The organism is Streptomyces alboniger (assembly GCF_008704395.1).
GTDB classification, from domain to species: Bacteria; Actinomycetota; Actinomycetes; order Streptomycetales; family Streptomycetaceae; genus Streptomyces; species Streptomyces alboniger.
Genome location: NZ_CP023695.1, coordinates 6465868 through 6485121 on the forward strand (window position 1 = coordinate 6465868; position 19254 = coordinate 6485121).

The 19254-nt window shown below is 70.4% G+C and carries 20 protein-coding genes and 1 pseudogene; 11 read left to right on the forward strand and 10 right to left on the reverse strand.

From position 1 onward, the window contains the following. The first annotated feature begins 56 nt into the window (after positions 1-56). Positions 57-779 carry a 3'-5' exonuclease gene (locus CP975_RS28410; protein WP_055531140.1) on the forward strand — a complete coding sequence of 241 codons (723 nt, stop codon included), beginning with the start codon at positions 57-59 and terminating at the stop codon, positions 777-779. A gap of 15 nt (positions 780-794) precedes the next feature. Here the strand turns inward: CP975_RS28410 and CP975_RS28415 are convergent, their stop codons facing one another. Further along, positions 795-1658, reverse strand: a complete 864-nt coding sequence (locus CP975_RS28415) for a phosphotransferase enzyme family protein (RefSeq protein WP_055531142.1) — start codon at positions 1656-1658, stop codon at positions 795-797. Positions 1659-1829: 171 nt separating this feature from the next. Between CP975_RS28415 and CP975_RS28420 the strand changes: the two genes are divergently transcribed. From CP975_RS28420 to CP975_RS28430, 3 genes are read left to right on the forward strand one after another with little or no spacing between them, the layout of a single operon-like run. Then, the gene (locus tag CP975_RS28420; protein WP_055531144.1) at positions 1830-2753 is read left to right on the forward strand and encodes a carbohydrate ABC transporter permease; all 924 of its coding nucleotides are present in this window, start codon (positions 1830-1832) and stop codon (positions 2751-2753) included. Next, positions 2750-3586: a carbohydrate ABC transporter permease gene (locus CP975_RS28425; RefSeq protein ID WP_425474286.1), complete on the forward strand. Its 837-nt coding sequence runs from the start codon at positions 2750-2752 to the stop codon at positions 3584-3586. The genes CP975_RS28420 and CP975_RS28425 overlap by 4 nt, the downstream gene beginning before the upstream one ends. After that, the gene (locus CP975_RS28430; protein ID WP_199783001.1) at positions 3586-4881 is read left to right on the forward strand and encodes an ABC transporter substrate-binding protein; all 1296 of its coding nucleotides are present in this window, start codon (positions 3586-3588) and stop codon (positions 4879-4881) included. Before CP975_RS28425 ends, CP975_RS28430 begins: the two co-directional genes overlap by 1 nt. 25 nt (positions 4882-4906) lie before the next feature. Here the strand turns inward: CP975_RS28430 and CP975_RS28435 are convergent, their stop codons facing one another. Together CP975_RS28435 and CP975_RS28440 are read right to left on the reverse strand one after the other, a co-directional pair. Beyond that, entirely contained in the window at positions 4907-6268 is a 1362-nt protein-coding gene (locus tag CP975_RS28435; protein WP_246201658.1) for a M1 family metallopeptidase, read from the reverse strand. A gap of 91 nt (positions 6269-6359) precedes the next feature. Further along, the gene (locus tag CP975_RS28440; protein ID WP_055528137.1) at positions 6360-6794 is read right to left on the reverse strand and encodes a hypothetical protein; all 435 of its coding nucleotides are present in this window, start codon (positions 6792-6794) and stop codon (positions 6360-6362) included. 361 nt (positions 6795-7155) lie between these two features. Here CP975_RS28440 and CP975_RS28445 point away from each other — a divergent pair, with 361 nt between their 5' ends. Continuing rightward, a complete protein-coding gene (locus tag CP975_RS28445; protein ID WP_150477499.1) occupies positions 7156-7350 on the forward strand; it encodes an MFS transporter in 195 nt (64 codons plus the stop codon). Between the two features lie 73 nt (positions 7351-7423). Here the strand turns inward: CP975_RS28445 and CP975_RS28450 are convergent, their stop codons facing one another. Further along, entirely contained in the window at positions 7424-8491 is a 1068-nt protein-coding gene (locus CP975_RS28450) for an ABC-2 transporter permease (protein ID WP_055528136.1), read from the reverse strand. Between the two features lie 82 nt (positions 8492-8573). Here CP975_RS28450 and CP975_RS28455 point away from each other — a divergent pair, with 82 nt between their 5' ends. From CP975_RS28455 to CP975_RS28480, 6 genes and pseudogenes are all read left to right on the forward strand, one after another. Beyond that, positions 8574-9056 carry a MarR family winged helix-turn-helix transcriptional regulator gene (locus CP975_RS28455; protein WP_150477500.1) on the forward strand — a complete coding sequence of 161 codons (483 nt, stop codon included), beginning with the start codon at positions 8574-8576 and terminating at the stop codon, positions 9054-9056. Between the two features lies 1 nt (position 9057). Next, positions 9058-10312 (forward strand): annotated as a pseudogene (gene mgt, locus CP975_RS28460) (macrolide-inactivating glycosyltransferase). Between the two features lie 209 nt (positions 10313-10521). Continuing rightward, positions 10522-11514 (forward strand): CDP-alcohol phosphatidyltransferase family protein, encoded by a 993-nt coding sequence (locus CP975_RS28465; protein ID WP_055528133.1) that lies wholly within the window; start codon positions 10522-10524, stop codon positions 11512-11514. Positions 11515-11876: 362 nt separating this feature from the next. Further along, complete coding sequence (locus CP975_RS28470) at positions 11877-13085, forward strand: S8 family peptidase (RefSeq protein ID WP_055528132.1); 1209 nt, start codon at positions 11877-11879, stop codon at positions 13083-13085. 76 nt (positions 13086-13161) lie between these two features. Beyond that, positions 13162-13710, forward strand: a complete 549-nt coding sequence (locus CP975_RS28475) for a DUF1697 domain-containing protein (RefSeq protein WP_070321154.1) — start codon at positions 13162-13164, stop codon at positions 13708-13710. After that, positions 13703-14107, forward strand: a complete 405-nt coding sequence (locus CP975_RS28480; protein ID WP_055528129.1) for a nuclear transport factor 2 family protein — start codon at positions 13703-13705, stop codon at positions 14105-14107. Before CP975_RS28475 ends, CP975_RS28480 begins: the two co-directional genes overlap by 8 nt. On the opposite strand, the gene CP975_RS28485 is transcribed toward CP975_RS28480, so the two are convergent. From CP975_RS28485 to CP975_RS28510, 6 genes are all read right to left on the reverse strand, one after another. Beyond that, complete coding sequence (locus CP975_RS28485) at positions 14076-14597, reverse strand: GNAT family N-acetyltransferase (RefSeq protein ID WP_070321153.1); 522 nt, start codon at positions 14595-14597, stop codon at positions 14076-14078. The two genes, CP975_RS28480 and CP975_RS28485, sit on opposite strands and share 32 nt — an antisense overlap. Positions 14598-14706: 109 nt before the next feature. Continuing rightward, positions 14707-15564 (reverse strand): SCO6745 family protein, encoded by an 858-nt coding sequence (locus CP975_RS28490; RefSeq protein WP_150477501.1) that lies wholly within the window; start codon positions 15562-15564, stop codon positions 14707-14709. A gap of 11 nt (positions 15565-15575) precedes the next feature. Then, complete coding sequence (locus CP975_RS28495) at positions 15576-16340, reverse strand: sirohydrochlorin chelatase (RefSeq protein ID WP_150477502.1); 765 nt, start codon at positions 16338-16340, stop codon at positions 15576-15578. A gap of 6 nt (positions 16341-16346) precedes the next feature. After that, positions 16347-17243: an ABC transporter permease gene (locus CP975_RS28500; RefSeq protein ID WP_055529595.1), complete on the reverse strand. Its 897-nt coding sequence runs from the start codon at positions 17241-17243 to the stop codon at positions 16347-16349. Continuing rightward, positions 17230-18021, reverse strand: coding sequence for an ABC transporter ATP-binding protein (locus CP975_RS28505; protein WP_055529592.1), 792 nt, complete (start codon positions 18019-18021; stop codon positions 17230-17232). Before CP975_RS28505 ends, CP975_RS28500 begins: the two co-directional genes overlap by 14 nt. 36 nt (positions 18022-18057) lie before the next feature. After that, positions 18058-19161 (reverse strand): aliphatic sulfonate ABC transporter substrate-binding protein, encoded by a 1104-nt coding sequence (locus CP975_RS28510; protein WP_055529590.1) that lies wholly within the window; start codon positions 19159-19161, stop codon positions 18058-18060. Between the last annotated feature and the right edge of the window lie 93 nt (positions 19162-19254).

The following is a 19254-nucleotide window of genomic DNA, read 5'->3' on the forward strand; positions in this document are numbered from 1 at the left end:
GGCGCATGCGATCGTGGTGGCCACTGGGGGAAAGCACGACGAAGAAGGGGGCGGCCGTGGGCTGGCACCAGGAGCTGCTGATCGGTTTCGACCTGGAGACGACAGGGACGGATCCGGACGAAGCGCGCATCGTGACCGCCGCGGTGATAGAGGTCAAAGCGGGTGAGACGCTGGGCCGTCGCACCTGGCTGGCGGATCCGGGAGTTCCGATCCCGGCCGACGCGGTGGCCGTGCACGGCGTCACGAACGAACGGGCGGCGGCCGAGGGCCGCCCCGCCACCGAGGTGGCGGACGCGCTCGCCGACGTCCTCGTCTCTTACTGGCACTCGGGCGTCCCGGTCGTCGCGTACAACGCGGTCTTCGACCTCAGCCTGCTCTCCGCCGAGCTGCGGCGGCACGGCCTTGCGTCCCTGAGCGACCGGCTCGGTGGCGCGGAGCCCGGCCCGGTCATCGATCCGTACACGATCGACCGCTCCGTGGACCGCTACCGCAGGGGCAAGCGGAATCTGGAGGCGGTCTGCACGGAGTACGGCGTGGTCCTGGAATCCGCCCACGACGCGGCGGCCGACGCCCAGGCCGCGGCCCGCCTCGCCTGCGCGATAGCCGACCGCCACCCCAAGGTCGCCACCCTCGGCCCGGCGGAGCTCCACCGCCGCCAGATCGAGTGGTACGCGCACTGGGCGGCGGACTTCCAGACCTTCCTCAGGAAGAAGGGGAACGAGGACGCGGTAGTGGACGGAGTGTGGCCCTTCAAGGAGCCCGCGTCTCCGGTGAGCTGAGTCAGGGCGACGGAGTCAGAAGGGGTACCAGCGGACGGCCGTGTCGCGCTCGCGCAGGGACGAGACCCGGCGTCGGAACTCGGCGAGGGCCTTCGGGTTGGCGGGAGCGTGCTGCGCGACCCACGCGCAGCTGGCCGTCTCACGGGCGCCCCGCAGCACCGCGCATCCCTCCCACTCCCGCACGTCCCACCCGTAGACCGAGACGAACCCGTCGTACGCCTCGGGCGAGAGTCCGTACCGGTCGCGGGAGAGCGCCATGACGACCAGATCGTGCTCCCGCAGGTCGGAGGAGAAGGTCTCCAGGTCCACGAGGACGGGGCCGTCCGGTCCCACCAGGACGTTGCGCGGCAGCGCGTCGCCGTGGATCGGTCCCGGCGGCAGGTGCGGGGTGAGCGCGGCGGCCGCCGAGGCGAATCCGTCCCTGCGCTCGCGCAGATAGTCCGCGTCGGCCGGATCGATGGCGTCACCCGCGAGCCGCAGCCAGCGCTCGACACCGCCGAGCAGTTCACGGCGCGGCAGTTCGAAGGAGGGGGAGGGCAGTTCGTGTACGAGACGGATCAGCGCGGCGAGATCACGGGGCTCGGCGGGGCGCACGGCTGCCGGGAGCCGGTGCCAGAGCGTCACCGCGTGGCCGTCCACGACCCGGGGTTCGGCCTCCACGGCTCGTACGGCGGGGACGCCCGCCTGTTCGAGCCACCGGGCGACGCCCAGTTCGCGCCGCGCCCGGTCGAGGAGTCCGGGGGCGTCGCGGCCGACCTTGACGACCAGGTCGCCGACGCCGAACACCGCGTTCTCGCCGAGGGCGAGCAGCCGGGCCCCGCTCACCGGAACCGAAAGTTCCGCCGCGTCCAGTACGTCCCGCGCCCGTGCCTCGTCCATCCCGTGCCTCCCGCACCCGTTGCCCCGTTCGCCCGACAGTCTCGCATTCGCACAGGCCAACAGGCGTGCGCGGGCTGCGCAGCTGCTTGACGTATCAAGATCACATCAGCACGATGACGGGGGCCGCCAGGGCGGCCAGACCCGTATGAGCCGCCCGAAGGAGCCGATTCCGTGACATTGGCGACCGCGACGAAGCGGTCAGCGAGAGGCGCGCCGAACCGCGGAGGCGCGGACCACGGTGCGTGGTTCCTCGTGCTGCCCGCGCTGATCCCGATTCTCGTCCTCAGCGTCGGCCCCCTCCTCTACGGCATCGCGCTGGCCTTCACCGACTCCCAGTCGGGCCGCACCGAGCCCACGCAGTGGATCGGCGCCCTCAACTTCCAGGACCTGCTGCACGACACGCTCTTCTGGGACTCGTTCCGGATCGGCCTCCTCTGGGCGTTCGGCGTCACCGTGCCGCAGTTCCTGCTCGCGCTCGGCCTCGCGCTGCTGCTCAACCAGAACCTGCGCTTCCGCTGGCTGGCGCGGGCGCTCGCGATCATTCCCTGGGCGATGCCCGAGGTGGTCGTCGGCATCATGTGGCGCCTCGTCTACCACCCGGACGCGGGCGTGCTCAACGAAACGCTCTCCACCTTCGGCCTCGGCGAGGGCAAGGACTGGCTGACCGGCACGGCCACCGCGCTCTTCGCCGTGATCGCCGTCGGCGTCTGGGCGGGCATGCCGCAGACCACCGTCGCCCTGCTCGCCGGGTTGCAGAACACCCCGCGCGAGCTGCACGAAGCGGCCGCGATGGACGGCGCGGGCGCCTGGCGGCGCTTTCGGACCGTCACCTGGCCCGCCATCAAGCCGATCGCCCTCGCCATCACGGCGCTCAACTTCATCTGGAACTTCAACTCCTTCGCCCTCGTCTACGTCCTCACCCAGGGCGGCCCCGGCGGCCGCACCCGCCTGCCCATGCTCTTCGCCTACGAACAGGCGTTCCGCTACGGTCAGTTCGGCTACGCCGCGGCCATGGGCTGTGTGATGGTCGCCGTGATCTCCGTGCTCCTCGCCGTCTACCTCGTGGGCCGCCTGAAGGGGGGCGACGAGGCATGATGCGTACGAAGAAGTCCACGCGCGCCGCGCAGTACGTGGCGCTCGCCGCCTACCTCGTCTTCCTCGCCTTCCCGTTCCTCTGGCTGATCTCCACGGCCTTCAAGCCCGCGCGGGAGCTGGGCAGCCTCGACCCCACCTGGATCCCGAAGGACCCGACCCTGGAGAACTTCCGGCAGGCCTTCGACGAACAGCCGCTCCTCCAGGCCGCCGGCAACTCCTTGGTCGCCGCGGTCAGCGCGGCCCTGATCGCGGTCGTCATCGCGACACCGATGGCGTACGTCATGGCCAGGCACCGCACGCGTCTGGCGAAGGCGGCCACCGGCTGGGTGGTGGTCAGCCAGGCGTTCCCGTTCGTCCTGATCATCATTCCGCTCTTCCTGATCCTGAAGAACCTCCACCTGATCAACTCGCTGCTCGGACTGATCATGGTGTACGTGGTGTGGTCGCTGCCCTTCGCGCTGTGGATGCTCGTCGGATACGTCCGCGCGGTGCCGGCCGAGCTGGAGGAGGCGGCCGCGGTGGACGGCGCGAGCAGGGTGCGGACGTTCGTCTCGGTCGTCGCGCCGCTGCTCGCACCCGGCATCGTGGCCACGGCGATGTTCGCCTTCATCACCGCGTGGAACGAGTTCTTCTTCGCGCTCGTCCTGCTCAAGACCCCGGAGAAGCAGACGTTGCCGGTCATCCTCAACCGCTTCATCGGCGCGGAGGGCGTCGCGGACCTCGGCCCCCTCGCAGCAGCGGCGTTCCTCGCGACCATCCCCTCGCTCGTCATCTTCGCGATCATCCAGAAGCGGATCACGGGCGGCATGCTGGCGGGGGCGGTGAAGGCCTGATGCGTACCGCACCGCGTCTGCTGACCGCCGCGGCCACCGCGCTCGCCCTGCTGCTCACCGGATGCAGCGGCGACTCCGGCGACGACGACGGGAAGATCACGCTCCAGTTCCAGTCCCTGGCCTGGCAGAAGGAGTCCGTCGACGCCAACAAGGCGCTCGTCGAGGAGTGGAACGCCACCCACCCCGACGTCAAGGTCGAGTACGTCCAGGGAAGCTGGGACAGCGTCCACGACCAGCTGCTCACCTCCTTCGAGGGCGGCGAGGCGCCCGACATCATCCACGACGCCTCGGACGACCTCGCCGACTTCGCCTACGGCGGCTACCTCGCGGACCTCGGCGAGCTGCTCCCCGACCGTCTGAAGTCCGACATCCCGAAGCGCAGCTGGCAGACGACGACGTTCGGCGGCAAGGTCTACGGCGTGCCGTTCCTCCAGGAGCCGCGTGTACTGATCGCCAACGCGAAGTGGCTGAAGAAGTCGGGCGTCCGGATCCCCACCCCCGAGAAGCCGTGGAGCTGGGAGGAGTTCAGGGACGTCAGCGAGGAACTCGGCGACGGCGAGGACGGCAAGTATGGCGTCGCCTGGCCGTTGAAGGAGCCGGTCTCCGCGACGCTCAACCTCTCGCTGTCGACGGGCGGCCAGATGTTCCACCGCGGTGCGGACGGCAAGGTCGACGTCCGCTTCGGCGAGGCCGACGAGATCATGCCCCGCACGGTCCACGACCAGGTCAACGACGACAAGAGCGCCAGCGGTACGACGCTCGGCATGGGCGGGTCCGACACGCTGCCCGGCTTCTTCGGCGGGAAGTACGCGATGGTCCCGCTCGGCTTCTCCTACCGCCAGCAGATCGTCCAGCAGGCCCCCAAGGGCTTCGACTGGCAGGTGCTTCCCGCGCCCGCCGGGTCCGAGGGGCTCGCACAGGGCGTCAGCCCGCAGACCCTGTCCGTCGCCGAGGACAGCCCGCACAAGAAGGAAGCGGCCGAGTTCATCGACTTCTTCCTCCAGCCGGACAACATGGTGAAGCTGGCGCGCGGCGACTGGATGCTGCCGACCGGCAAGGAGGCGCTGAAAGACCCCGCGCTGCGCACCGGGAAGCACGACTGGGCGGCGGGCACGGCCCTCGCCGAGGATCTGCGCTCGGCGCCCGCCCAGTCGGTGCGGGGCTATCCGGAGTGGAAGGACAAGGTCGCCACCCCGGCGTTCCAGGAGTACTACAGCGGGGCGATCGACCTGGACGAGCTGCGCGAACGCCTGGTGGAGGACGGCAATCTGGTCCTGGCGAGATATCAGCGCTAGGGAGGCGGCCGTCGGCGGCGCGGTCTCAGTCGGCGTCCGGCTTCTCCGCCGAGAAGAGCCAGGTGTCGAACAGCTCAGTGAGGTCCTGCCCCGACTTCTTCTCGCACAGCGCGATGAACTGCTCGGTGTCGGCGTTCCCGTGCCGGTGCTCACGCGTCCAGGTGCGCAGGATGCCGAAGAAGGTGCGGTCGCCCACGGTCTCGCGCAGCTGGTGCAGCGTCATGGCGCCCCTGCCGTACACCGGCCTGTCGGAGACCCGGGCGGCGCTCGGCAGGTCGGCGGCCGGGAAGTCCCAGATGCCGTCGCTCTCCGAATGCGTGCCGTCGTAGAAGGAGTCGAAGGTGCGCTGGGCGCTGCGGTGTCCGTGCTCCTCGTCCCACAGCCACTCGGCGTAGGTGGCGAAACCCTCGTTCAGCCACATGTCCTGCCAGGCGCGGGGCGTGACGGAGTTGCCGAACCACTGGTGTGCCAGTTCGTGGACGACCAGGCGAGTGTCGGGTGCCTCCTGGAAGTACGGCCTGGTCTGCGTCTCCAGGGCGTAGCCGAGGTCGGGGAGGTGGTCGACGACGGCGCCGGTCGAGGAGAAGGGGTAGGGGCCGAAGCGGTCACTGGCCCAGTCGACGACCTCGGGCACCAGGTCGTGGACGTCGACGGGCCCGTCCGCCTCATCGGGGTCGACGGCCGTGTAGACGGGCAGGCCGTCGTCCGTCGTAGTGGTGGAGACGTCGAAGACGCCGGTGACGACGCTCGCGACGTAGCTCGCCGTGGGCTCGGGGTTGTGCCAGCGGAAGGTGGTGCGCTTGCCGCGCTGCCGCGTCTCGCGCAGTGTTCCGTTGCTGACCGCGGTGTAGTCGGACGGCACGGTGACGTCGATGTCGTACGTCGCCTTGTCGGACGGGTGGTGGTTGCCGGGGAACCAGGTCATGGAGCCGGTGGGTTCGCCCAGCGCTGCCACGCCGTCGTCCGTCTCGATCCAGCCCTCGTTGCCGCCGTCGCTCGCCGTGAGCATCCGGGGCGTCCCGTCGTACCGGACGGTGGTCCGGAAGGTCTCGCCCTTGCGGATGGGCCGGGCGGGGGCGAGCGTCAGCTTGTTCTTCTTCCTGCTGAAGCGGGCGTCGGAGCCGTCGACGGCGGCGTGGCGCACGCGCAGGCCCGCGAGGTCCAGGCTGAAGCGGGACAGGTCCTGCGTCGCCCGCGCGGTGATCACGGCGGTGCCTTCGAGGGCGTTGTCGTCGGGGACGTAGTCCAGTTCCAGGGCGTAGTGGGCGACGTCGTAACCGCCGTTGCCGAGGGCGGGGAACAGGTGGTCGTCGACGCCGGTGGCACCGGCGCGCGGCGTCCCGTCGGCGCGGTCCGACGTCGACGAGGTCGTGCAGGCGGTCGTCACCGTGAGGAACAGGGCGGCCAGGAGGACGGCGGAGCGGCGGGGGCGGATGGGGAACTCCTGACGGGGGCGGGGCGCGGGCGGACGGGCGCGGTCACAGGCGGCTGTGGGCGAGGCGGTTCCCGTGTACGTCGAGCAGGACGAGGTCTCTCGCGGTGCCGTCGCCGTCGTCGCCGTCCCACCAGGTACGGAAGAGGCCCCCGAGTTCCTTGGCGGTGGCCGTCCTCGCGGAGAGGTCGGTCCTCATTTCGACGTCGTAGTCGTCCGCCTCGCGGGTGTCGGTGAGTTCGACCGTCGTCAGGGCCTGCGCGTGGCGGGCGGTGCGGGACTCGCCGGAGTCGCGAGCCCAGGAGCGGAACCGCTCCAGGAGGCGGTGATCGGACTCCTGTACGGCGTCGTGCGGGGCCTGCGCGCCGCCCGTGCTCTTGGCGCCGCACGCCGACAGGGCGAGGCAGAGGGCCGCCGCGCACGCGAGCGCTGCGGGGCGGCGCGATGGGCGGCCGCTGGTTCCCGCGTGCACGTGGTTCATGAGGTGGTCTTCCGGCCGCTCGTAGGTTGTCGCGGTTATCTGGGTTGCCTGCTCGTTCGCCAGGTAAGAGGGGCAGAGGCCCCGTCAGGTTCCGCCGCGCCCCGTGCCTCGTGCCGGGGTGTCCAGGTGTGAGTCCAGCACCCTGAGCGCCTCGTCGGGAGAACGCTGTCCGAGGGCGACGTCGAGCCCGAGGCTCGTGGCCAGATTCAGCAGAGGTCCGCGTCGATCCGGGCGTAGCCCGCTGCGGAGTGCCCCGTTTCTACCGGGCCCCGGCGATGAGTCCCGCGGTGAAGTCCAGGAGTTCGCCGCTGCCGGGGGCCAGGCGCAGGCTCTTGGGTGTGATCCGAGTGGGGTCCTGCCGTTGCCCCTGACGGTCAATCAGAGCGCTTACTGGTGGCCGGTGTTCGCCGGTCTGGTCGTGACCGGCGTCGGTCAGGGTCTGGCCTTCCCGGCGCTCACGGTACTGGGCCTGCGGGGTGTCCCGCAGGCCCAGCAGGGCGCGGCCTCCGCGGTGACCGCCACCGCGACCGTGCCGCAGGGCGGGATCACGCCGTGACCGTGCCGTACGCCGGGGTCATCGCAGCCATGCGGCACGGCGAAGCCACCGCCACCCCGCCCCCCCGGCGGGATCACACCGCGACCGACTCCTCCATCTCCTCTTCCTCCGCTTCCCGCTCCCGCGCCTCCCGCACCCCGGCGGGAGTCGCCGCCGTCCGCCCGCGTCGCTCCCACAGGCCCGCGATGGCGACGATCGCCAGGCCGAGCACCAGCCAGCCGGCCAGCGTCCACACGTGCCCGCCCAGGCCGTGGCCGCCGAAGTAGAGGTGGCTGCGGATGCCCTCGACGAAGCCCGCGCCGTTCCAGAAGGCGTGCAGTGAGCCGAAGAAGCCGTTCTGGAGTTCGGGCCGGAACAGGCCGCCGGACGTCGTGAAGTTGAGCATCACGAAGAGCACCATCATCGCCAGCGTCGTCCAGCGCTTCAGGAACGTGTGCAGTCCTACGCCGATGAGGAGGACCCCCGCCGAGTAGAGCCAGGCCATCGCCCACACGCCCCACAGGCCGTGGTGCACGAGGTGGAAGATGGGCCCGGCGAGCGCGGCGCCGATCAGGCTGACGGCGAAGGAGACCCCCACCGCGAGGCCCGCGCGGGCCCGCATCCGCAGCCCCGCGCCCGCCGCGCCGAGGACCGCCACCGACGCGTACGAGCCGATGCTGACCGCGACGAGCAGGAAGAAGAGGCCCTGGCCCGTGGGATCGTCGGCGACCGGTGCCGCGACATCGGTGACCTTGAGCGGTACGCCCTGTTCCACCGCGACCGGCGTGAAGATCTTCTGCGCCGCCAGTGAACTCATGTCGGACCCGGCGGAGGCCACGATCAGCTCGGGCGACTTGGCGTCAGGGACGTAGGCCCCGGCTATGTCCAGGGACTTGAGCGCGTCGACGGCCTGCTCGCGGTCGGCGAGGGTGCGCACGTCGAGCGCGTCGCCCGCCTTGTCCTTGACGGTCTGCGCGAGGACCTGCGTCTGCGGGCCCGAGCCGACGACGGCGATCGGCATGTCGTTCGGCTCGGGCGTGACGAACGCGCCCATGTAGGCGAGGCCCATGCCGAGGCACATCAGCAGGGGCGTCACCAGATGGAGGAGGACGTGGCGCAGCGCGTCGCGCAGGCGGGGCGCGGGTTCCGCGGTGACGGACATGGGATTTCTCCGGAGGCTCGACAGGTGGATGGCGTGGATTGCGTAGAGGGCGGGGACATAGTTGCTATATACAACCCTTTCGATGTTGTACTCTACAACCATCCTGGGAGAGGGAGAAATCGTGACCGATCGCGACGAGGCCATCGAGATCATCCAGCGGGAGATGACCGCCTTCGCCCGGCGGGCGCGGGCCACCGCCGCGCGCATGCACCCGGAGCTCTCGCTCGTGTCCTTCACGCTGCTCAGTCACCTCGAACACCAGGGCGGCTGCCGGGCCACGGATCTGGCCGCGCACTACACCCTCGACAAGTCGACGATCAGCAGGCAGGTCGGCGCCCTGGAGAAGGCGGGGCTCGTCGAGCGGCGGCTCGATCCGGCCGATCACCGGGTGCACGTGCTGCACCTCACCGACCGGGGCAACGAAGTCCTCGCGCAGGTGGGCGAGGCCCGCCGGGTCGCGTTCCAGGGGCGGCTCGCGGGGTGGAGTGAGGCGGATCTGGAGCGGTTCGCCGGATATCTGCTCCGTTATAACGAGGCTGCCGCCGGTGACGGCGAATCCGTATAGCTTGCACGAGACGTCTCGTCTCGCTTAGGGTCCGGGGTATGACCTCACCTGGGCCCGCCCATATCGCCATGTTCTCGATCGCCGCCCACGGGCACGTCAACCCGAGCCTCGAAGTGGTCCGGGAACTCGTCGCCCGCGGCCACCGCGTCACCTACGCCATCCCGCACGCCTTCGCGGAGAAGGTCGCGGAGACCGGCGCCGAGCCCCGCCCCTACACGACGACGCTGCCGGGCCCCGACGACGACCCGGAGGCCTGGGGCAACGAGCTGATCGACAACATCGAGCCGTTCCTGCACGACGCGATCACGGTCCTCCCGGAGCTGGCCCGCGCCTACGAGGGCGACCAACCCGACCTCGTCCTGTACGACATCACCTCCTACCCGGCGCGCGTCCTCGCCCGCCGCTGGGGCGTCCCCGAGATCTCGCTCTCGCCGAACCTCGTCGCCTGGGACGGCTACGAGGAGGAGGTGGCCGAGCCGATGTACGCGCAGCTGAAGGAGACCGAGCGCGGCCGGGCGTACTACGCGCGCTTTCACGCCTGGCTCCAGGAGAACGGCATCACCCAGCACTGCGACCCCTTCGTCGGGCGTCCGCCGCGCTCGCTCGTTCTGATCCCCAAGGCGCTCCAGCCGCATGCCGACCGGGTCGACGAGAGCGTGCACACCTTCGTCGGCGCCTGCCAGGGCGACCGGGCGGAGCAGGGTGACTGGGAGCGGCCCGCCGGGGCCGAGAAGGTGCTGCTCGTCTCGCTCGGCTCGGCCTTCACCAAGCAGCCCGAGTTCTACCGCGAATGCGTCAAGGCCTTCGGAGGGCTGCCGGGCTGGCATGTGGTGCTCCAGGCCGGTAAGCACGTCGACGCGAGCGAACTCGGCGAGGTGCCCGGGAACGTGGAAGTGCACGACTGGGTGCCGCAGCTGGCGATCCTGAAGAAGGCGGACGCGTTCATCACGCACGCCGGTGCGGGCGGCAGTCAGGAGGGGCTCGCCACGGCGACGCCGATGGTGGCCGTGCCGCTCGCCACCGACCAGTTCGGCAACGCCGACATGCTCCAGGGGCTCGGCGTCGCCCGGCACCTGCCGATGGCGGAGGCGACCGCCGACGCCCTGCGCGAGGCGGTCCTCGCGCTGGTCGACGACCCCGAAGTCGCCCGCAGGCTGGGGGAGATCCAGAGGTCGATGGCGGGGGAGGGGGGCACGAGGAGGGCGGCCGACCTCATCGAGGAGGAACTGGAGAAGGGGCGGGCCCGAAGGCTCTGACGTAACGCTGCGTGACGCGGTTCCCTTGGCGGTCCAGTTGTTCGGTAACGCTCTGATAACGCGCCACCGTGCTGGAAGGCCCATTGACTCGTCCTGAAAGGTTGACCGTTACCCCCGGGTAAAGGTTGCACAGCGTAGATCTTGTTCCTTGCGCGAACCCCTCCCTAGCGTGAGATGAACTTTCGTCGAACGCCAGGAAGTTGACCCCCATGCGTCGAGACATACCGCCCCTCGCCGAGGTGCGCCGCATCACCCAGAAGAAGCGCGACGCGTGGTGGACCGTGTTGCTTGTCGACCCGGTCGCCACGCCGCTCGTGCGCATCACCGCGATGCGTACCAGAATCACGCCCAACCAGATCACGTGGGGCGCGTTCCTTCTCGGTCTCGGCTCCGCCGCGTGCTTCGCGCTCGGCGACTGGAAATGGCTCGCTCTCGGCGCCGTCATCTACCACCTCAGCTTCATCCTCGACTGCATGGACGGCAAGGTCGCCCGGCTCACCGGACAGGGTTCGGTCTTCGGTGCCTGGCTCGACTTCGTCTTCGACCGGATCCGCGTCATGGTGTGCGGCGTCGCCCTGATGGGCGGCCAGTACGAGCGCACCGGGGACACCCTCTACATCTGGCTCGCCCTCGTCGTCGTGGCGCTCGACACCCTGCGGTACATCAACTCGCTGGAGATCTTCAAGATCCGCCACTCCATGCGCAAGCAGATCAAGTCGCGCATGCGGGCCGCGCGGCGCGCGCAGAACGAGGCGGAGCTGGCCTTCATGGAGGACCTGCTGCGTGACAACCCCTCGGCGGACATCGAGCAGGATCTCCAGCGGGCGGCGGGCGAGGCCGCGTACGACCCGGAGACGGCCGAGGGGACCGGTGCCGACGGGGAGGCGGCACCGGCCGCCCCCAGGCCCCAGGTGATCGACCTGCACCAGGAGTTCCGCCGGAAGTTCCCCGCCTATCTCCGGGCCCGCTCCTTCCTGCTGCGCCACCGCATACGCGCACACCTGGTGAGCGGCATCGAGTTCCAGATGGGCGTCTTCATGATCGGCCCGCTCTTCGACGTGGTGGTGCCCGCGACGATCGTCTCCGGCGCGCTCCTGCTCGTCTTCGAACTCGCCATCATCTACAAACTGTTGCTCTCGACGAGGGACTTCACGCGGACCATCGACTCCTTCGAGGAGCAGAAGGTCCCCGCGGCGGCCTAGTCCCCGCGGCGGCACGGACCGCAATACGCGTCACGCCGGGCGGGCTGGAGACTCCAGCCCGCCCGGCGTGACGCGTGGGGGCGCAAACGGCTTTCTGTTAACTGGAGTTGAGTGGCTTGGCTCCCGAGATGTCCGTTCCGGTGTGTCAGATCCTGTTTGTTATTACGAAAGCTTGTTGAACAAGTCACAGCTGTATGTAGGTATTGATCTGCGCGCGTCAATCGGTCAGGGTTTCGTCCCAACACCCGGAGATCTTCCGGGCGTCAGGGCGTGCCGCGACGAACTTGTCGCCACGGCACACCCCTGGCAAGACAGCTGAATACCCCCCACATCCCCCACACTCCACGAGGAGCCCCCTCTTCATGGCAACTCACAAGCGCGCTCGCACGATGAAGCTCACCGCCGCGATAGCCACCGCCGCCACCGCGGTCGGTGTGACGGTCTTCGCCACCTCCTTCGCCGGTGCGGCCACTCCCGCCGAGGGCAAGATCTACGGCGCGGACGCCCAGGGCGCCGTCGCCGGCAGCTACATCGTGATGATGGACGAGAAGGCCGACAAGGGCACCAAGTCCGACCTCGCCGAGGAGTACGGCGGCGAGCTGAAGCGGAACTACTCCTCCGCCATCAACGGCTTCTCCGCCAAGGGCCTGAGCGAGACCGAGGCCAAGCGCCTGGCCGCCGACCCGGCCGTCGGCAAGGTCGTCCAGTCGAAGAAGTTCACCATCGACGCCACCCAGGACAACCCGCCGTCGTGGGGCCTGGACCGCATCGACCAGGCGGACACCGCGGCCGACAGCAAGTACACCTACCCGGACGCCGCCGGCGAGGGCGTCACCGCGTACGTCATCGACACGGGTGTCCGCGTCAGCCACAAGGACTTCGGCGGCCGCGCCACCTCCGGCTTCGACGCCATCGACAACGACGACAACGCCGACGACGGCAACGGCCACGGCACGCACGTCGCCGGGACCATCGCCGGTGAGTCGCACGGCGTCGCCAAGAAGGCGAAGATCGTCGCGGTCCGCGTCCTGGACGACCAGGGCTCGGGCACCACCGAGCAGGTCGTCGCGGGCATCGACTGGGTCACCAAGAACCACCAGGGCCCCTCCGTCGCCAACATGAGCCTCGGCGGCGGCGCGGACGAGGCGCTCGACGCCGCCGTCCAGAAGGCCATCGCCGCGGGCGTCACCTTCGGGGTGGCCGCCGGCAACGAGTCGGCCGACGCCTCCCAGGGCTCCCCGTCCCGAGTGGAGGAGGCCATCACGGTCGCCTCCTCCACCAAGGACGACGAGCAGTCGGACTTCTCCAACTTCGGCTCCGCCGTGGACATCTACGCCCCGGGATCGGACATCACGTCCTCCTGGAACACCGGTGACGACGCCACCAAGACCATCTCCGGTACGTCGATGGCCACCCCGCACGTCGTGGGCGCCGCCGCCGTCTACGTCGCCGCCCACCCGGACGCCAAGCCCGCGGACGTCGCCAAGGCCCTGACCGACGGCGCCACCCCGGGCAAGATCTCCAACCCGAGCGAGGGCACGCCCAACAAGCTCCTGAAGATCGTCGAGTAACCCTCGCCGTCCGCCGAGCCGCGGCCGCCGTGCCCACCCCCACGGGGCACGGCGGCCGCTCTATGGTGTGCGCATGGTGACCAAGAGATACGCGGCACTCCTGCGCGGCATCAACGTGAGCGGCCACAAGAAGGTTCCGATGGCGCAGCTGCGCGCGCTCCTGGAGGGGCTCGGGCACGGCGGCGTACAGACGTACCTCCAGAGCGGCAACGCGGTCTTCACCGCGGAGAGGGGAGACGAGGAGTCACTCGCCGCCCAGCTGCGGACGGCGATCGAGGAGCACTTCGGCTTCGCCGTCGACGTGCTGGTGCGCGACGGCGCGTATCTGCGGGCGGTGGCCGACGCCTGCCCGTTCCCCGCCGCCGAGCTGGAGGCCAAGCAGCTCCACGTCACGTACTTCTCCGCGCCCGTCGCCGCGGAACGCTTCGCCGCCATCGACCGGACCGCCTTCCTCCCGGAGGAGTTCAGGCTCGGCGACCGCGCCCTCTACCTGTACGCACCCGAAGGACTCGGCCGCTCCAGACTCGGTGAGCAGCTGTCGAGACCCGCCCTGAACAAGGGCGTCATCGCCACCAGCCGCAACTGGAACACCGTCATCCGGCTCGTGGAGATGACCCGTGACTGAACGCACCCCCGCCGTCGAAGCCGCCATCGAGGGCGAACTGCGCCTCCTGGACCCCGAGGTGCGCGCCTCACCCGAACTCTTCGGAGCCTTGCTGCACCCGGAGTTCACCGAGTTCGGGGCGTCCGGCACGCGCTGGGACCGGGAGTCGATCGTACGGGTCCTCACGGCGCGCCCCGACCCCGCGAGCCGTCCCACCACGACCTCGCACATGCGCGGCGTCCAGCTCGCCGACGACGTGGTGCACCTGACCTTCGACACGGACGACAACGGCCGCCGCGCGCACCGCAGTTCGCTGTGGCGGCGCACGGACGACGGATGGCGGCTCTGGTTCCACCAGGGGACGCTCTTCAGTGATGTGAGTGACGTCAGTGACGCGAGTCCGGGAGCCGGGAGGTGAGCAGCAGGGTGGTCCTGCCGTTCTCCTCGGGGACCTCGCGGCCCTGGGTGTAGCCGAGGCGCTTGAGGACGGCGAGGGAGGCGGTGTTCTCCGAGTCGACGGTGGCATGCACCTCGGCCAGACCGAGGGTCTCGTGCCCGTACGAGGTCAGCAGCCGCGCCAGCTCCGTCCCGAGCCCGAGGCCCCAGGTCTCCCTGGTCAGGCCGTAGACGATCTCGTGCCCGTCGAGCCAGCTCTCGGGCGAGGGCTTCAGCTCCGCGTGCCCGACGTAGCGCCCCTCGTACCGGACCGCCCACACGGGAAAACGTTCCTCCGCGTAGATGAGGCTGAATATCCGCCCGAACAGCGCCCGGTCCTCCGCCGCGCTCTGCATCCCGTCCCCGAACCAGCGGCCCACGGCCTCGTCCTGGAAGAGCGCGACGAAGTGCGCCTCGTCGGTGGCGGCATAGGCGCAGAGCGAGAGGCGTTCGGACCGCAGTTCGGGTGTCATCCGCGAGACAGTAGGGGGCTGGGGCGGGTGGGGCAAGCGGTTTGCGCCGGTCACGGGCCCTGCGGAGGCCGCGGCCCACCCGCCCCGGGGTCTATCACCCCGCCGCCCGTCACCCCGCCGTACGCGGCAGTCCGATCGGGTTCGGGTAGGGCAGGATGCCCGAGCTCTGGATGGCCCGGGACGCCGGGTGGAGGGCGGCCAGGAGCGCGTCCACGGTGGGGGAGGGCAAGGGGTGCAGCAGGCGGTCGGTGAGGCGGTCCGTGTCGTCCTCGATCAACTCACGTTCCGTCAGGCCCTGTTCCGTCACCCGGCCCGTCGGGTCGATCAGTCCGCGGCCGCGCAGGCGGTCCACGGAGACCTCCCACTCCTCCTCGCTCCAGCCGCGGTCCTGGCGGATGCGGGTCGTGTCCACCCTGCCCGTCGCGGCGGCCAGGACGAGGGCCTCGCGTGCGTCCAGGCCGTGATCGGCGAGCACCGCGACATGCGCGTCGCCCCGGAACTCACGTACGCACGTGACCAGTTGCCAAAGGCGCTCCACCGGATCCGCCCGGTCCGTCAGGTCGCGGTTGGCGGCGAAGAGCGGGCGGGCCAGTGGCGGGGCGTCCTCGACCAGGGCCTTCAGCGGCGGGTTGGCCGAAGTCGTCAATATGGCGATGTCCGGAACCATTTGGCGCAGAGCGCGGGCCGCGAGGCGGGCCCGCTCCTCGACGACCCGGTCCGGCGAGGCGTACTCCCACGCCGACGGGAGGGCGCGCGCCACCATGCCCGGCGCGAAGACACCGAGGGCCGCCGACGCGACGCCGGGCCCCACGCGGCCCATCGGGGCGGTGCGGGCGGCGAAGTACCCCATCCAGAAGCCCTTCAGGCCCACCGCCCGGCCGAGGCCGCGGCAGCGCTCCTCGAAATAGATCACCGCGTGCAGGGGTTCGGTCCGCAGCCACAGCGTGCGGGAACGGCTCGGGGTCATGAACCCACAAGCTAGGCCAGTGCGGGAATCCGCGCCAGAGGAGCAACAGAGCAGGTGTCCGGCGCGTACGTCTCGTCGTAGCGCCGCACCAACAGCCGCGCCACCGCCGGTGCCGGGCCGAGGACGTCGGCCAGTACGTCGGCCCCGGCGGCGCCCCGCGCGATGCGGTCCGGCAGGAAGCCGGGCGCGAGGACGTAGGGGGCGACCGCCACCTGACGTACCCCGGGCACGGCACGCAGTGCGCGCACGGCGTCCTCCGTGCGCGGCAGAGATGCGGAGGCGAACGCAGGCCGCACGGCACACCAACCGGTGAGCCGCCACTCCCGCGCGATTTCAGCGATCACTGCGATCGCCTCCGGGTCCGATGACCCCGCCGAGGCCAGCACGACCCCGGTCGAGGACCTGTCGGCGGGGTCGAGCCCCGCCTCGTACAACCGCTGCTCCAGGGCGTGCAGGAGGAGAGGCGACGGGCCGAGGACCGGCGCCCGGCGGATGCGCAGGGCCGCGGGGGCCTCGCGCAGCACAGCGGGGATGTCCGCCTTGGCGTGGAACGCGCGCGTCAGCAGCAGGGGCAGCGCCACGACGTCCCGTACGCCTTCGGCCGCGAGCCTCTCCAGCACGGCCGGCACGGAAGGCGCGTCGAAGTCCAGGAAGCCGACCTCCACCCGCAGTCCCGGGCGCAGCGACCGCACCCGGCGCACCAGCGCGCGCACGGTCGCGGCGTGCCGCGGGTCGCGGCTGCCGTGGGCGATGACGAGGAGCACGGGTCGGTACACGGCGCGTCAGCTCTTCACGAGGAGACCGCGGCCGCGCAGCACGCGCCGCTCCAACGGGCTGAAGATGAGCAAATCGATGGCGATGCCGACGATGAGGATGAGGAAGATGGCCAGGAAGATCATGGGCATGGAGCTGGCGTTGCGGCCGTTCTCCAGGAGCTGGCCGAGGCCCACGCCCAGCTCCGGCGAGGACGCGATGATCTCGGCGGCCATCAGGGACCGCCAGGAGAACGCCCAGCCCTGCTTGAGCCCCGCGAGATAGCCGGGCAGCGCCGCCGGGAGCACGATGTGCCAGGTGTGCCTGAGGCCCGTCGCGCCGAGCGTGCGGCCCGCGCGCAGGAACAGCGGCGGCACCTGGTCGACGCCCGACACCAGGCCGTTTGCGATGGAGGGCACGGCGCCGAGCAGGATCACCGCGTACATCATCTTGTTCTCGAGGCCCAGCCAGAGCACGGCCGGCGGCACCCACGCCACCGAGGGCAGCGACTGGAGTCCGGAGAGGATCGGGCCGATCGCGGCCCTGATGAACCGCACCCGGGCGACGATCAGGCCGAGCGGCGTACCGATCGCGAGGGCGAACACGAAGCCGAGCAGCCCGCGCGAGACGGACGTCCAGATGAAGTCCAGGAGCGTGCCCTGAAGCCAGGCCTCGCGTACCTCGTCCCACACCGCGGACGGCGACGGCAGTTTGCTCGGGTCGTCGACCATCTTGAAGGAGACCAGCGCCTGCCAGACCACCAGGACGAGCAGCACCGCGGTCAGCGGCGGCAGCACCTTCTGCACCAGGACCTGGCGCACCGGCGTGGGGGCGGGCCCGGCGGTCGTCTCCAGCGCGTCGAGCCCCGCCTCCAGACCGGCGAGATCCTGACCGTCCCCGGCCTCCTTCGTCTCAGTGCTGGCCATGGCGGCGGATCTCCCCACGCAGTTGTTCGGTGATCTCGACGGACAGTTCCGCCACGGCGGAGTCCTCGATGCGGCGCGGGTGCTCGATGTCGACCCGCCACTCGTGCGCCACCCGGCCGGGACGCGACGAGAGGAGCACGACGCGCTGGGCGAGGCGCACGGCCTCGCGGACGTTGTGCGTGACGAAGAGGACGGAAACGTCTCTCTCGCGCCAGATGCGGGTCAGCTCGTCGTGCAGCACGTCGCGCGTGATCGCGTCGAGCGCCGCGAACGGCTCGTCCATCAGCAGGAGCCTGCTGTCCTGCGCGAGCGCGCGGGCCAGCGCCACGCGCTGACGCATGCCGCCGGACAGCTCGTGCACACGCTTGCCGTAGGCGCCGTGCAGCCGGACGAGTTCGAGCAGCTCCTCGGCCCTCGGGCGGCGCTCCGCCTTCGGCACGTCGCGCAGCTTCAGGGCGAGTTCGATGTTCTTGCCCGCGGTCAGCCACGGGAAGAGCGCGTGCTCCTGGAACATCAGGGCCGGGCGGCCGTCCGTCGCGATGGCGCCGGCCGAGGGCTTGTCGAGTCCGGCCACCAGATTGAGCAGCGTCGACTTTCCGCAGCCCGACGCTCCGAGGAGGGTGACGAACTCGCCCGGCGCGACATCGAGCGTGATGTCGTCGAGGACGAGCTGGGACCCGGCGGGACCGGCGAAGGACTTCGATACGTGCTCGATCCGGGCGGCGTGCGTTGTCGCGGTGCGGATGTCCTCCGCGGCCTCGGCGAGAGTGGTCGCCATGGTCGTCACCTCCTGGGAACTGGTCTTCTTCCGGGCTTACTTGACGCCGAGACCGGCGTCGCCGACCGGGGACCCGCCCTCGGCCTTGAGGACCTTGTTCAGCGGGCCGAGGTCGTAGATGCCCTGGAGATCGGGCTCCTCCAGGAGGCCGGCCTTGACCGCGTGGTCCGCCTCCGCTTCGAGGGTGGCGGCCAGCGGGTCGTTGGTCGTCCGGATCGACTTCCACGCCGGGTCGAGCACCTCGGCGGGCAGCGCCTTGCCGGAGTCCGCCTTGAGCTGGGCGTTAGCGGCGGCCTTCGCCTTGTCCGGGTTCTTCTCGATCCAGGCGTTGGTCCTCACGGAGCCGCGCAGGACGGCCTCGACGACCTTCGGGTGCTCCTTCAGGAAGCTCTGCTTCACGATGATGTTCGTGATCACGAACTTCTTGTCCGGCCACAGGTCGGCCTCGTCGAGGAGGACCTTGCCGCCCTCGGCGACCAGCTTGGACGCGGTCGGCTCGGGCACCCAGGCGCCGTCGATGGAACCGGACTTGTAGGCGTCCGGAGTGATCTTGTTGTCGGTGCGGACCACCGACACGTCGCCCTTGCCGCTCTGCGCGTCGACGTCCCAGCCCTGCTCGGCGATCCAGTTGAGGAAGGCGACGTCCTGGGTGTTGCCCAGCTGCGGCGTCGCGATCTTCTTGCCCTTGACGTCGTCCAGCGACTTGATCTTCTTGGGGTCCACCACGAGCTTCACGCCGCCGGAGGCCGAGCCGCCGATGATGCGCAGGTTCTTGCCCTGGGACTTGGTGTAGCCGTTGATGGCGGGGGACGGGCCGATCCAGCCGATGTCGATCGAGCCCGCGTTCAGTGCCTCGATCTCCGAGGGTCCCGCGTTGAACTGCGAGTACTTCGCCTCCGTGCCGCCCAGTTCCTTCTGGAACAGCCCCTCGCGGTTGCCGACGAGGGCGGTGGCGTGGGTCAGGTTCGGGAAGTAGCCGATCCGCACGCTGTCCAGGCCGTCGATCTTCTTCGCGCCCGTGGCGACCTTGGACTTGCCGTCCTGGTCCGTCGCCTGGGAGCCGTAGCCGCAGGCACCGAGCGCCAGGGCCAGCAGGGGCAGGGCCGCCAGGGCGGCGAGTCGAGTACGTGGTGCAGGCACGGGAGGTGGCCTCTCGTCGGCCCGGGCGCACGCCGTCAGGTCGTGGCCGGGAGGTCAGCAGGTCTTCGTCTTCGCGTACGTCGTACGGGTGCG